At 60.8% G+C, this 13,867-nt stretch carries 10 protein-coding genes; 3 read left to right on the forward strand and 7 right to left on the reverse strand.

Annotated features, from left to right (window positions below):
* Positions 1 to 801 (reverse strand): RecQ family ATP-dependent DNA helicase (locus ABYO54_RS05690; protein WP_372807277.1); only part of this gene is annotated, 801 nt, incomplete at its 3' end.
* 82 nt (positions 802 to 883) lie between these two features.
* Between ABYO54_RS05690 and ABYO54_RS05695 the strand changes: the two genes are divergently transcribed.
* The 3 genes from ABYO54_RS05695 (at position 884) to ABYO54_RS05705 (ending at position 4,168) form a co-directional block, all read left to right on the forward strand.
* A complete protein-coding gene (locus ABYO54_RS05695; protein ID WP_372807278.1) occupies positions 884 to 1,567 on the forward strand; it encodes an SDR family oxidoreductase in 684 nt (227 codons plus the stop codon).
* A 122-nt stretch (positions 1,568 to 1,689) separates the two neighbouring features.
* Positions 1,690 to 3,369: a hypothetical protein gene (locus ABYO54_RS05700; RefSeq protein ID WP_372807279.1), complete on the forward strand. Its 1,680-nt coding sequence runs from the start codon at positions 1,690 to 1,692 to the stop codon at positions 3,367 to 3,369.
* Positions 3,370 to 3,379: 10 nt separating this feature from the next.
* Positions 3,380 to 4,168, forward strand: a complete 789-nt coding sequence (locus ABYO54_RS05705) for a TIGR00266 family protein (RefSeq protein WP_372807280.1) — start codon at positions 3,380 to 3,382, stop codon at positions 4,166 to 4,168.
* Between the two features lie 4 nt (positions 4,169 to 4,172).
* Here ABYO54_RS05705 and ABYO54_RS05710 read toward each other — a convergent pair whose 3' ends face one another.
* The 6 genes from ABYO54_RS05710 to ABYO54_RS05735 form a co-directional block, all read right to left on the reverse strand.
* Entirely contained in the window at positions 4,173 to 4,541 is a 369-nt protein-coding gene (locus ABYO54_RS05710; protein ID WP_372807281.1) for a response regulator, read from the reverse strand.
* Complete coding sequence (locus tag ABYO54_RS05715; RefSeq protein WP_372807282.1) at positions 4,538 to 8,398, reverse strand: PAS domain S-box protein; 3,861 nt, start codon at positions 8,396 to 8,398, stop codon at positions 4,538 to 4,540. The genes ABYO54_RS05710 and ABYO54_RS05715 overlap by 4 nt, the downstream gene beginning before the upstream one ends.
* A 117-nt stretch (positions 8,399 to 8,515) precedes the next feature.
* A complete protein-coding gene (locus ABYO54_RS05720) occupies positions 8,516 to 9,448 on the reverse strand; it encodes a PAS domain S-box protein (RefSeq protein ID WP_372807283.1) in 933 nt (310 codons plus the stop codon).
* A complete protein-coding gene (locus tag ABYO54_RS05725) occupies positions 9,448 to 9,915 on the reverse strand; it encodes a response regulator (protein ID WP_372807284.1) in 468 nt (155 codons plus the stop codon). The genes ABYO54_RS05720 and ABYO54_RS05725 overlap by 1 nt, the downstream gene beginning before the upstream one ends.
* Complete coding sequence (locus ABYO54_RS05730) at positions 9,912 to 12,806, reverse strand: ATP-binding protein (protein WP_372807285.1); 2,895 nt, start codon at positions 12,804 to 12,806, stop codon at positions 9,912 to 9,914. The genes ABYO54_RS05725 and ABYO54_RS05730 overlap by 4 nt, the downstream gene beginning before the upstream one ends.
* On the reverse strand, positions 12,803 to 13,867 hold a 1,065-nt coding region (locus ABYO54_RS05735), incomplete at its 5' end, for a PAS domain S-box protein (RefSeq protein ID WP_372807286.1). The genes ABYO54_RS05730 and ABYO54_RS05735, both read right to left, overlap by 4 nt.

Below are 13,867 nucleotides of genomic sequence, written 5' to 3' on the forward strand. Positions count from 1 at the left end.
CGTCTCGGACTTGAGCCCGGCGTGGTAGGGCGCGGCGTTGAAGCCGTTTTCTTGGAGCAGCTTCGCAATCTGCTCGGCGTCTTTTTGCAAGTGGACGTAGACGATGGTTGCGCCGGCGGGACGTTCTTTCAACCGCTGGAGCAGGAGTTTTTCGCGGGCGTGGCCTGGGCAACCGGTCACGCGGAACTCGAGGTTGGGTCGGTAGAAGCCGGTGTTGACCACATCGGCGGGCTGGATGCCGAACGCCGCGGCCATGTCGTTGGAAACCTTCGGCGTGGCGGTGGCGGTGAGCGCCAGCACCCGTTCGACGTTGAGCGATTCAACCGCCTGCGCGAGCTTGAGATAGTCCGGCCGGAAGTTGTGGCCCCACGCCGAAATGCAATGCGCCTCGTCGACCGCCAGCAGGCTGATGCGTTGGCCGCGGATCAGGTTGAGGAAGCGCTCGTTGGTCAGGCGTTCCGGCGAGACGAACAGCATTTTGAGCTCGCCGGCGCGGATGGCGTTGGAGACCTCGCGGTATTTTTCCTCCGTCAGGCTGGAGTCGAGCCGTTCGGCGCGGACGTCCTTCGCCTGCAGGCCGTCGATCTGGTCCTTCATCAATGCCAGCAGCGGCGAGACGACCAGCGTGAGGCCGGGAAGCAGGAGCGCGGTAAGCTGATAGCACAGGCTCTTGCCGGAGCCCGTCGGGAAGATCGCCGCGGCGCTGCGTCCGGCCAGCAGAATTTCGATCGTTTCGCGCTGCCCTTCGCGGAACGCGTCGAAACCGAAAATGGATTTAAGGATTTCGTCGGGGGTGGTCATTCGGGCTCCTCTTTTAGTGCAGGTTGTATATAGTTGCGGTGTTGATTGGCTGTAGGTTTAAGCAATTCAAACGGAGAAGCAAATGGATAAGACGGTTTTGGTGACGGGCGCGACGCGCGGAATTGGCCGGGAGTTGGTCCGGCAACTGACCGTACTCGGCTACGGGATTTTTGCAACGGGGCGCGATGCCGCGCTGTTGGAATCGTTGAAGGCGGAGACGGGCTGCGCGGGGGGCGTCGCCGACCTGTCCGATCCGGAACAGGCCGTCGGCATCTACCGACAGGCCGCCGCCGAACTGGGCCAGGTCGACGTCCTGATCAACAACGCCGGGCTCAACAACCGCAAGGCTCCGGTAACCGATATCGAGCTGGCGGACTGGGAGCTGCAATACGCCGTCAACCTGCGTGCACCGATGCTGCTCTGCCGCGAAGCACTCAAGGAGATGGGCGAACGAAAATCCGGTCACATCGTCAATGTCGTCAGCACCATCGCCAAAACCGCGCAACCGAACTATGCGATCTACTCGGCCATGAAATACGGCTTCATGGGCTTCACCAAATGCCTCATCAAGGAGGGGCGCGAAAAAAACGTCAAGGTGACGGCGGTATATCCCGGCGGGACCGACACCGATTTTCGGGCCGAACAGCGCCCCGAATATCTCTCCGCCGCGTCGGCCGCACGGATGATCGTCCACTGCATCGAGGCCCCGGCCGACGTGGTGGTCCACGACCTGACCTACCGCCCGATGGTCGAAAGCAACTTTTGAAAACCTTGGATTTGCGTTGCCGCAAGCTTTTCAGAATGCCACGCTTGCGCACCATTTGCCGTGGACTTTTTATTAATGGTGCGCGGGGTTGTGCAGGATGTACGTCTAACCAGGAGAAACTTATGAAATGGATTAAATACACGTGTTTGACGGTTGCCGTCGGCTCAATGGCCGTTGCGGCCCAGGCGGCGCCTGTCATCGATAAACCCGCCGTCCTGACGGACGCCATGCTTTCGCTCACCGTTTCGGATCTGCACGGCTTCATCGATGAAGCCGGCATGGTGGCCGCCAAGGTCTCTCCGATGATCAACGGCATGATGATCAAGCAGATGATCGGGGGCCAGTTGGGCGATCCGATGCTGGCCGGCGTTTCCCCGGGCAAAGGACTTGCGGTCGTTGCACTCGACACCACGAACTTTTTCGCGGTGGTGGAAGTGGCCGAGGGGCAGTCGGCGGCCTATGCGCGGGCCATCGGCAACATGGGCATGCAGTCCAAGTATGCCAACGGTCTTCTGGTGCTGGCGCAAACGCCCGAGCAACTCGCAAAAGGTTCCGCGCTTGCGGGCCGGGTGCAGGCCAAGCTGTTGGCCAAGCGTAGCCCGACCCTGCGCGTTTCCGCCCAGCCCGCCGCGCTCATCGAGCGCAACAACGATGCTCTCCAGGGCTTCCTGCAAATGATGCCCGCCATGATGGGCGCCAGCCTGATGCAGGCGCCGGGCACCGATCCCAAGACCGTGAACGACACGACCAAACTGCTCGAAGGCGAGATGCGCGTGCTCTTGTCGCTCTGCAGCCAATGCGAGTCGGGCGAGTTGGTGCTGGCGTCGAAAAACGGTTCGATCCAGCTGAGCGAAACCTTCGTGCCCAAGGCCGGATCGCGACTGGCCGCGCTGATCGAATCGCCGAAGACCGCAACGAAGAACCCGGCGATCCAATCCCGTCTGCTCGACGAAGGCATGGTGATGGCCGATTTCGCCATGGGTAGCCCCGAGGCCATGGCCGACTTTGTCAACGCCGAAGCCGACATCCTCCTCAAAGCGATGAAGATCGAGGAGGTCGACCTGGCCGCGCTGACCGGAGTCGTTACGAAGTGGATGAAGCTCTATTCCGGCTCCGCCTGCGAAACCTTCTCGTTCGATGCCGAGAGCGGCATGAGCATCAACTACCTGCTCGAAGTCGCCGACCTGCCCGCCGCGCTGGAGCTGCTCAAGTCGATGGAAAAGGACATGGCCCCCTTCGTGAAACTCTACGAAAACATGGGCATGCCGATGCAGCTGGCCTTCCGGGAAAAGGTGCGCGAGCATAAGGGCATTCCGATCCATCGCCTCGACATGAAGATTTCCATGGAAGAAATGCCAGCCGATCAGCAGGCGCAAATGGCGGCGCTCAAGCTGGACGAGCTCGGCTACGATATCGCCCTGTTCGACGGCATGATGCTCTACACGATGGGGGCGACCAAGATTGAAACCCTGATCGACCGGGTCAAGGCCGGCGGCACGGTGGAGCCCATCCAGGCCCGCGCCGTTTATCCCGAAGGGGGCTGCTACTATCTCGATTTCGATGTCGGCGGCTATGTCGAAATGATCGGTGCGTTCCTGCCGGAAGGAGCGAAGGGACCCATGCTGCCCCAGATCATGGCCCTGATGCAGGGCGTCGACCCGATCACCTCCGCCGGCTTCCGCCAAGAGGGGCGCGCCATGTGGAGCGTCAATATCCCCGGCGACCTCATCGGCAAACTCGGCCAGTTCGCGATGATGATGCAGATGCAGCAAATGCAGCAGCAGGGAATGCCCATTCAATAGGAGCGGTGCCATGCAGTGCCACGAAGTTGACTACACCATTATTGGCGACGACCTGCAGACGGTCGAAGTCGAGCTCGACCCCGGCGAAACCGTCATCGCGGAAGCCGGGGCCATGAACTGGATGGACGACGGGATCGCCTTCGAGGCCAAGATGGGCGATGGCTCCCGGGCCAACGAAGGGCTGATGGGCAAGCTGTTCAGCGCCGGCAAACGCGTGATGACGGGCGAGAGCCTGTTCATGACGCATTTCAGCAACCAGGCGCACGGCAAGCGGTGCGTCACCTTCGGCGCCCCCTTTCCCGGCAAAATTGTTCCGTTGAACATGGCCGACTGCGGCGGCGAAATCCTATGCCAAAAGGATGCGTTCCTGTGCGCCGCCAAGGGCACCGCCGTCGGGATCGCCTTCACCAAGCGCTTCGGCGCCGGGTTTTTCGGCGGCGAGGGGTTCATTCTCCAGCGGCTGCAGGGCGACGGCATGGCCTTCCTGCACGCGGGCGGAACCGTGGTTGAAAAGCACTTGAACAACGAAACGATCAAGGTCGATACCGGGTGCATCGTCGCCTTCACGCCCGGCATCGACTACAGCATCGAGAGCGTCGGTCTCAAATCCGCCTTTTTCGGCGGGGAGGGGCTGTTTCTGGCCACCCTGCGCGGCACGGGGCGGGTCTATCTCCAAAGCCTGCCGTTCTCGCGTCTGGCCGACCGCGTCCTCCAGCATGCGCCGCGGCAGGCGGGCGGCGAACGCCAGGGCGAAGGATCCGTTCTCGGGGTGGTCGGCGATCTGCTCGGCGGTCGCTGATGGCTTATTTGGCTTTCAACAGGTCTTTGACGGCGGAAAGCAGGGCGCCAAGCGGCACCGGTTTTTCAAATACGTAGCGGGCCCCGAAGAGTTTGGCCTGTTTCAGGAAGTCGACCGGTAGGCCGCGCATGCCCCCCGAGATTGCGATGATCGGCACCGTGCTTTTCTTTCGCAGCGCCAGCAGGATTTCCAGTCCGTCCATTTCCGGCATCAGAATATCGGTTATGATTAGATCGGGCTTTTCGAGCTCGATCTGGTCCAGGCCGATTTTGCCGTTTTCCGCCTGTGAAACTTCATAGCCGTTCTTGGAGAGGAACTGCGAGAAAAGCTTCCGTAGGGTCGGATCGTCGTCGATCAGTAGTATTCGGTTCATTGATAGTCCCGTTGCTTTCTTTCTTTGATTAATTCTTCGGTAATTGCGATGAACGCCGATGGGGCGAAGGGTTTGTTCATGAATGAATAGTTCTTTCCGGCCAGATGCTTCCATCGCGTTCTTTGGTCATGGAATCCGCTCATCAGCAGCACGAGCAGGTCGGGGTTTTTCTTGCGCAGTTGATCGGCCAGCTCGTCGCCCCGGATGCCGGGCAGTTCCATATCGCTGATCAGCAGGTCGATTTGCCCGTCGCGTTCCCGAAACAATTCCAGCGCCTCCTCGGCACTGGCGGCGAGGAGGACCTTGCGCTCTTCGTTGTTGAGGATTTCCTCCGCTATCATGGCGATCTTGGGGTCGTCTTCGACCAGCAGGATGGTCGCGCGGTGCGGTTGCGGATGGGGCTGCGGATCCTCTTCGCGTTCGTTCAGGGGGCAGCACTGCGGGAAAAAGATCTTGAAGCAACTGCCCTTGCCGACTTCGCTGTAGACGTTGATCCATCCACGGCTTTGCTTGACGATCCCATAGACGACGGAGAGGCCCAGGCCGGTTCCGGCGCCGACCGCCTTCGTCGTGAAGAAGGGTTCGAACAAGCGGTCTTTGATGTCGGGGTCCATTCCGGTTCCGGTGTCGGTGATCGATAGGCAGACGAAGTTTCCCGCACGGGCCTCGGCAATGAGCGCGATGTCTTGCGGGTTGAACTGGACACTTCCGGTCGAAAGGGTTAGCCGGCCGCCTTCGGGCATGGCGTCGCGGGCGTTGACCGCCATATTCATGATAATCTGGGTGAGCTGGCTAGGATCGGCTTGGATGGAGGGCAGCTCATCCTGAAGCTCCAGATCGATCTCATATTTTTCGCCTAAAAGGATGCGGAGCAGGGCTTCGGCGTCATGGACGGAGTGGTTCAGGTCCAGGACTTCGAGGCTGGAGGACTGTTTGCGGCTGAAGGTCAGCAACTGGCGGGTCAGTTGCGTGGCCCGCTTCGCCGCTTTATGGATTTCCTGGTTGCTGGCGTATTCCGCGGATTGGGGATCCAGATCCATCTCCAGCATTTCGCTGAAGCCCATGATGCCTTGCAGGATGTTGTTGAAGTCGTGGGCAATCCCGCCGGCGAGCTGCCCGATGGCATCCATTTTCTGGGCTTGCCGCAGCTCGTCCTCACGAATCAGTTCCGCGGTAATGTCGCGCTTGACGGCAACATAGTTGGTGATGGTGCCGGCGGCATCCGTCACGGGCGAAATGACGGCCTCTTCGTTGTAGGGCGAGCCATTCTTTTTGTTGTTGATGAAGCGCCCTTGCCAGATGTTGCCGGCGGAAATGGTTTCCCAGAGCTCGGCGTAGAAGGAGCGGGGGTGTTCCCCGCTTTTCAAGATGCGCGGGTTCCGGCCGAGCGCCTCGCCGCGGGCATAGCCGGAGATCGTTTCGAACGCCGGGTTGACATATTCGATGCGCCCGGTTGGATCGGTGATGACGATCGTTTCCGGCGACTGCTCGATGGCCGTCGAGAGGCGCCGCAACTCGGCTGTGCGTCGGGCCTCCTCGGCGATGAAACGCGCCTGTTGAATGTTCTGGTAGGCGGAGGTGGAGAGCTGGTCCGCCAGGGTGTATAGGGCGGTGGCGATTTTTTCGAATTGTTCGCGGGCCATGACCGGGACCCGTTCGTAGGCCTCCATGAATCGTTCTTCGTCGGCCCCGATTTCCTGCGCATAGGTGCGCATGGGGGCATCGGTTTGCGCTTCGTCGCGCACCTGGCCGATCAACCAATTGGCAATGTGTTTCCCGCCGACCGAAATGCTGGCCCCGGCATCCCAAAGCCCACCGCTGAGGCAGCGCTGGATAACGGGCCCTCCCGGATGGTGCCGTCCGATGGCGGCATCGGACTTGAAACAGTTGGCACAGCCGATGGTACTTTTGCGGATGATGTCGTTGCAGAGGCCGGTGAAGTTGCTTGGTTCGGTAATCGGCGTCCCGTCCGGCTGGGTAATGATGGAGGCCACGCCGGTGGCGGCGGCGAATTCGTTCTGGATGCGCTGGATTTCCTTTAGGTCGAACAGTTCTTCAAAGGCAATGTCCAGATGGTCTTCAAGCGGGCGGGTCAGCGCGACGATCCGTTTTTCGATGGCCTGCTGCATACGTTTGTGCTCGGTGATATCCATGGCGGTAAAAATAATTCCATCTGCCGGGTTGTCGGGGTTCAACGGGGTCGAACTCAGTTGGATATTGAGCATTTCACCGTTTTTTTTCTGCCAGCAGGTCTGTACGTGGCCGACTCCTGAATGGGCAATTTGTTTGTATTTTTCGCGCCCGATCATCAGGAATTCCTCTTGTGTGCGGTAGAGCATCCGTGCGCTTTTCCCGATGATTTCTGCCGGCAAGTAACCAAGCATGTTGCAGAGTCGATGGTTGGCTTCCATAATCACGCGGTTCACGGTTAGGCCGATGCCTACGGGAGCGGCGCTGAGGATGCTTTCGACCTTTTGTTTGTTTTGAATCAGGAGTCGTTCTGCGTGTTTGCGTTCGGTGATGTTGTGGGCGAATTCGCATACCAACTGGAGGTCTCCGAATTCGATGAAGTTGGCTTTTACTTCAACGGGGTAGATGCCGCCATCCTTGCGGCTATGGATCGCCTCAAACAATGCGTGCCCGTTTTTTTTCATGTGGCTCACTGTTTCGGGCCAGTTTTGCGGGGATACATTGCGGTCCACATTCCAGATGTGCATTTGCAGCAGTTCGTCTTTCGCGTATCCGAGCGCGGTGCAGGCGGCTTGGTTGACGTAGGAAATGCGTCCTTTTTCATCCGTCCAGTAAACCGCGTCGTTGAGGTGGTCGACGGTGAACTGGGTCAGCTTGAGTTGCTGCTCCATGGTTTTGCGGTCGCTGATGTCGTGGGCGAAGGCGAAGATGTATTCCGCCTCCTCATGCTCGATGAAGCTCGAGTAGATTTCGACCGGGAAGACGGACCCATCCTTGCGCCGGTGGACCATCTCGAAATGCAACGAGCGCTTCTGTTTGAGGGCGTTCCAGCGGGTGGACCAACTCGACCGGGGCGTGAAGGGATCGACGTCGAAAATCGACAATTGGGTCAGCTCGTCTTCGGTGTATCCCAGGTTTTGGCAGGCCGTTTGGTTGGCGTAGCGGATGGAGGCATCTTCGCAGATCCAAAGCACGCCGGTGTCGGCATGGTTGAGCGCGAACTGGGTCAGCTCCAGTCGCTGCTTGGCCAGCATGGCGTCTTCCATCATGTTGAGCGCGGCAAGACGGGCGTCGTTGAGTTCCTGGTTGGCGCGCTCGAGTTCGGCGGTGCGGGCTTCCACCAGGGCCGCGAACGAATCGCGCTGTTGCTGGATCTTCTGCCGGGCCGTGCAGTTCTGGAAGGCCAGGCAGATGGTTGGGCCGAGCAACTCCATCGTGGAGCGGATGTCGCCGGCTTGTTCGAGATCCGGCAGGTCGGCGATCACGAAGGAACCGGCCAACTGGCCGGAACAGCGGATCGGCAAGCGCAGGATGTTGCCGAACCCGGCCCGCTCCAGCTGGTTGCGCAGGGGCGCGTCCACCGGGAGATCCGCCGGATGGGGCGGAATCGGGGACGGATTGCAGATGGGGCATAACTCGCAGAGTTTGCCCTCGGCGAAGAGCTCCGCCCGGCGGGGCGGCCAGACCTGGAGGGGGGCGCAGCTCTCGTGCTTTCCCATGTTAAGGAAGAAGGCAACGGTTTCGGCTCCCGTCAGCTCCCGGAGCTGCTCGCACAGGTGCCGCGCCATCTCGACCGGGCTGCTTTGCTCGACCAGATCGGCCAAAAGCGTGGAGCGCATCCACATCGAAGCGAGCCGGTTGTCGGATTGGTGGGTCGGAGCAATCATGAGCTTATTCCGCGGGGCGAGCTGGGCCGGGAAGCGAGCCCGGCGGCGTTGGCCCAACCCAATGCCTGCGGATGGCGGATGGCGCGGTTCATGGTTTTTCCCGGCGATGATTCAACATCAGGCATACGGCTCCTTGCGTCCCAATTCGCGGCAGAGCGCGTTGATCTCTTTTTTCAGTTCGATCATGCGCAACTCGCGGCCCATGGTCATTTTATTGAACTGCTCCAGTTCCCGGTTGTGTTTCTTCAGGAGGGTTTCGGCTTTTTTCCGTTCCGTAATGTCGAGCGTGACCCCCACGCTTCCAATCAGTTCGCCGGCGGGGTCGAAGCGCGGATGCAACGTAAACATGGCGGGGAAAAGCTCCCCGGATTTGCGCACCATCATGGTTTCGTTATCGAATCCCTTGCGCCCCTGGCGCAGCGCCTCCTGCATCTCCGGAATGGTTTTCTCCACGTCGGTCGGATGGAGAACCGCCATTTTTTGACCAATGATTTCCTGGGGCTTGTAGCCGAAGATGTTCTGGGCTCCGGCGCTGAAACTGAGGATCCGGGTGTTGGTTCCGGCGAGGTCGGTCGTGATGAAGGCGATGTTGTCGACGGCTTCGAAGATCATCCGGAGCTGTTCTTCGTTTTCTCTCAACGCCTCGGCCGCCCGGCGGGATTCCTGGCGATCGGCCTGCTCTTGCAGGGCGCGCCGGACGACGGGCCCGAGCCGCGAGAGACGGTCTTTGAGCACATAATCGGTGGCCCCGGCCTTCAGGCTTTCGATCGCGGCGTCTTCGCCCAAGGTGCCGGACACCAGGATAAACGGGATATCCTTCTTCCGTTCCAGCAACAGCTTCAGCGCACTCAGCCCGTCGAAGGAGGGCAGGGCAAAGTCGGAGAGAACGATGTCGCACCCGGATGCCTCCAATTCAGCCAGAAACGCTTCGCGGGTTTCGACCCGTTTCCAGCGGCAGGTGTAGCCGGCTTGTTCGAGTTCGGCAATTTCGAGCTCGGCATCGTTCGGGACATCTTCCAAAACGAGCACGTTGAGGGGGATCGTTGACATTATGTGGCTCCGTTTTTCTGTTTTCCAAGGCACCCCGGCGGCGGCTCATTGGTCAGCACCCAGAACAGGCCGAGCTGTTGTACCACCTCGACGAAGCAGTCGAAGTCCACCGGTTTCACGACGTAGGCGTTGGCGTGGTGTTGATAGCTGGATATCAAGTCCTGTTCCTCCCGGGAGGAGGTCAGCACCACGACGGGGATGCTTTTCAGGTTGGGATCGTTCTTGATCTGCTTGAGCACTTCATGCCCATCGATTTTGGGCATCTTCAGGTCGAGGAAAACCACGATCGGGTGCCCTTCGGAGCGGTCGGCAAACGCCCCGCGCCGGTACAGGTAATCCAACGCTTCTGCGCCGTCGCGGGCAACCGCCACCTCGTTGGCGAGGTTATGTTCCTCCAGCGAGGCGCAAGCCAGCTCCACGTCCCGCACATCGTCGTCGACCAATAAAATTTTCTTCGCTTCCGTCATGTCGTCCCCTTTGTTTCTCTAAGGGTGAAGTAGAACGTTGCCCCATGCTCCGTTTTCCCTTCGGCCCAGACCCGCCCGCCGTGGCGGTGGACAATGCGCTGGACGGTGGCCAGTCCAATGCCGGTTCCTTCGAACTCGTCATCGCGATGCAACCGCTGGAACACGCCGAACAGTTTATCGGTATACTGTGGGTCGAATCCAACGCCGTTGTCACGAATAAAGAAGGTAATCTCTTCCCCGCCTTCCATTTGGCCTCTTTGTTCCGCCCCGATTTCGATGCGGGCTTCCTCGCGCGGCCCGGTGTATTTGATGGCGTTGCCGATCAGGTTTTGCCAAACCAGCAGGAGCAGACCGCGGTCGGCCAGCACGTCCGGCAGATCCCCGACCTGCCAAACGATGCGCCGATCCTTCATGGCGGGGGCCTGTTCCGCGATGGCCGCCTTAACGACGTCGTTCGGGGCAACGGTCTGCAGGTGCATCTCGACGCGGCTGGTCCGCGAGAACGCGAGCAGATCGTCGATCAAGTGCCCCATCCGTTCCGCGGCGTGGGCGATGGTGTCGAGATAGCGTGCCGACGTGGCGTCGAGGCGGCCCCGTTCGCGTTTGAGCAGCAGGCTGACGAACCCGTTGATATGGCGCAGCGGCGCGCGCAGGTCGTGCGAGACGGAATAGGAAAAGGCTTCCAGTTCGCCGTTGGTCGTGCGCAACGCGCGCTGGGCGTGCTCCAGCCCCCGGTTCGTCTCTTTCAGGTCCTGCAGCAGGTTGATCATGGCCCGGTTCAGCGTTTCGGCTTCATCGGTGCGAATCTTCAGCTCCGCGGTTCGGTCTTTCACGCGCGAATCGAGTTGATCGTGCGCCAGGCGCAACGCTTCTTCGGCCTGCTTCTGCGCCGTTACGTCGACGGTTGAAACGTAGACTCTGCCCAGCGTGTTTTCATGGCCCGGCACCACCGACCACCGCAGGAGGATCGACCGCTCTTGGCCCGCCAAGGTCTTCACCGTGCTGTTCGCCTCATGCGACATCCGCCCCTCGGCAATGGCCAAAAGTTGTTCCGCAAACACCTCGTAGGATTTTTCCGTGAAGATCGAGGGCAACCCTGCGAGAAGGGTCTGCTTGGACGGTGCCTCGTGCAACGCCAATGCGGCGCTGTTGACGTCGATCACTTTCACCCGCTGGGCACACGTCTCCACCGCTTCCGGGTGCATTGCCCAGTATTGCCGGAAATCCCGTACCCCGTCCTTCTTGAGCGCCTCGATATAGCGCTTGACCGCCGAAAGATCCTCCTCCCAAAGCGGGACCGGCGAATGGTCGAAAAGCGATTGGTAGCGTTGCTCGTTCTGCCGCAGGGCGGCTTCCGCCCGTTTCAGGTCGGTGACGTCCTGGACCATGCCGTGCAGATCGACCACGGCTCCGCTTTCATCTTTGCGCGGTTTGCAGATGGAGTTGACGATGCGCTCGCTTCCGTCGGGGCGTAGGATGCGCAGGGTCAGGTCGTAGGGCGTTCCGGCGCCGGTGGCCGCCCGAACCGCCGCATCGAACCGCGGCCAATCGTCCGGGTGGACGATGGTCGGATAGTCCGAGTAGGGCGGCTGGCCGTCGGCCGGGTCGCGGCCGAAGATCCGGAAGACCTCTTCCGACCACCAGAGCGTCTCGGTTGCGGGATCGAGCGTCCAGTTGCCTATTTGGGCGATCTGCTGGGCCTCCAGCAACAGTGCTTTGCTGGCGATAATCTGCTTTCGATGCCTAAGTTCCGTCCGGCGGTGGCATCGCTGCACCAACAGGGCGGTACCCAGAACCAAGACCCCGGTGCCGCCGAGCGCCGCGAGCAAGCCGGCACCCCAGGGGTGCCGCCCCCAAACACTGTCGGGCCGGTTCAGGATCCGTGATCCGGCGGGGAGTCGGCTTTCCCGGATCCCCCAGCGCTTCATCTCTTCCCAGTTGAACCGGTATTCGCCGTAGTCCTCGATGTGGGTGAGCGCCGGAACGGTTTCGCCATGGGCCAGTCTCGCCAGCATTTCGCCCCCGCGTTTCCCGGTCATGGCGGAGGAGAGAACATAGCCCCCCAGAATGCCTTCCTCGATAAACGTGTCGGTCGTGCCGAACACCGGGACCGGGGAGGATTGGACGAGCTCGCGCACGACGTCGCGCGGGATATAGATCGTCCCGTCGGGCGCGCGGGTCATTTTCAGGAACAGGATCAGATGATCCGCCGGAAGCAAAGCGGCGCGCCGGGTGAGTTCTGCGAGGGAACAGTTGTTCCAATACTCGACCGCGACGCCTTGGAAGCGGTCCCCCAGCTCTTCGCGGGCGCGCGCCTCCCAAAACCGATCCGAATCGTGGGCGCCGGAGATTACGACCAGCTTGCGGGTTTGGGGGACGAGTTCGAGCGCGGTTTTTGCGGTTCGGGCGGGGCTCAGGTGGATCGTCGCGACGTACACGTTGGGCGGAATTTGGCCCGGGTCATCGATCCATGCGTCATCGCACGTCGGTATAATCATCGGCAGGTTGGCCCGTGCGGCCAGATCGACCGGCGGCCGGGCGGCCAGATCGCGGCAGACCAGATAATCGAATTTCCCCGGAGCGATGCGGAGGACCGATTCCTCGGCGTGGCCTCCGGAAGTCAGGTGGTCGATCAACATCTCCACCGGCCGCCCGGAAAGCCGTTCGAATTCGGCCCGGCACGCGGAAAACATGGCGAGGCCCCACGGTTCGATGAGCGAATCCATGAACAGGATGCGGTAGTTTTGCGGCGGCTCGTTCGCCTGCGGGGCGGAGGAACCCTGGGCGTCCTGCGCCACCGCGGACGTGGCCAGCAGCAGTGCCAGCAGGCCCGCCGCCTTCAGCCGAAGTTTGGGCGGGGCCCACCCCTGTGCAATCCATGCGGTTTTCATGGCGTTGCATTCCCCGGGGTTGGCTGTGCTTGATGTGCGATGGGGGAGAGCCCGGCCGCCTCGAGCCGCGACTGCAACGCGGCAATCGTTTCCTTGAATTCCGCCATTCTGACTTCGCGGCCGGCCATGGAGTTGATCACCACGCGCATTTCGCGGGTGCGTTCCTGAACCAACTCCTCCAGATGCTCCCGGTATTCCTCCAGCTCCCGCTGCGCCTTCCGCTGTTCCGTCATATCGAGGCCCAGACTGAACACCTGTCCGTCGGGCAATCGGAAGTTCGCCCAGATCGTGGTCAGGGTTTTGCCGTCGCGGGTGATCGGGTGCCACTCCCTGAAATGCCCGTCCGGATCGGTTGTGACGGTGCGGAACATTTCGGCGCGCACGGCCGGGTCGGGATAGAACAGACTCGGCGCATCTTCGTGCTCGTTGATCTCCTCGGCCGTCCACCCGAAGGTTTTCCGGCACTGTTTGTTCCAGAGGATGCACCGCCCGGCTTCATCGAATCCGTTGATCAGCGCGGGCGCATTTTCGCAGATCGTCCTGAAACGTTGCTCGCTGGCCAGCAACGCCTCCTCGGCGCGCTTGCGGGCGGTGATGTCCTGGAAAACGCAATAGGTCTGGCGGAACGACCCGTCGGGCAGATAGCCGACGCATCCTTCGAATTCAATATGGCGATACTCGCCGTTTTTATGGCGGATCCGGAACTGTACGTCCTTGACGTAGCCCCTTTTTTTGAAGGTCGGGAAGTTGGTCTCGAAGTGCTGCACCAGGTCCGGGTGCAGGAAGTCGCCGAACCATCGGCCGATCACTTCGTCGCGATCGTAGCCGAGGTTGCGCAACCACGCCGGATTGACGTCCAGAAAGCATCCGTTTTCGTCGAGCGACTGATAGGGAAGCGGCGCGTTGTTGAACAGGCCCCGGTATTTTTCTTCGCTGTAGCTCAGCTGCGCTGCATGGGCCTCGATTCGGCGGGTATTCCGCTGCAGCACGAAGTAGAGCAGCAGCGCGGTGACCCCGATAAAGAGCCAGCCCTTAATGCTGGAAAAGAGGTGCAGCTGCTC

Source organism: Pontiella sp. (genome assembly GCF_041622395.1).
In the GTDB taxonomy this organism is placed as follows: Bacteria; Verrucomicrobiota; Kiritimatiellia; order Kiritimatiellales; family Pontiellaceae; genus Pontiella.

Coding starts and splice junctions, on each gene's coding strand:
- ABYO54_RS05710 (WP_372807281.1), bottom strand. CDS start 4,541: ATGAACCGAATACTACTGATCGACGACGATCCGACCCTACGGAAGCTT.
- ABYO54_RS05730 (WP_372807285.1), bottom strand. CDS start 12,806: ATGAAAACCGCATGGATTGCACAGGGGTGGGCCCCGCCCAAACTTCGG.
- ABYO54_RS05695 (WP_372807278.1), top strand. CDS start 884: ATGGATAAGACGGTTTTGGTGACGGGCGCGACGCGCGGAATTGGCCGG.
- ABYO54_RS05725 (WP_372807284.1), bottom strand. CDS start 9,915: ATGACGGAAGCGAAGAAAATTTTATTGGTCGACGACGATGTGCGGGAC.
- ABYO54_RS05715 (WP_372807282.1), bottom strand. CDS start 8,398: ATGATTGCTCCGACCCACCAATCCGACAACCGGCTCGCTTCGATGTGG.
- ABYO54_RS05720 (WP_372807283.1), bottom strand. CDS start 9,448: ATGTCAACGATCCCCCTCAACGTGCTCGTTTTGGAAGATGTCCCGAAC.
- ABYO54_RS05705 (WP_372807280.1), top strand. CDS start 3,380: ATGCAGTGCCACGAAGTTGACTACACCATTATTGGCGACGACCTGCAG.
- ABYO54_RS05700 (WP_372807279.1), top strand. CDS start 1,690: ATGAAATGGATTAAATACACGTGTTTGACGGTTGCCGTCGGCTCAATG.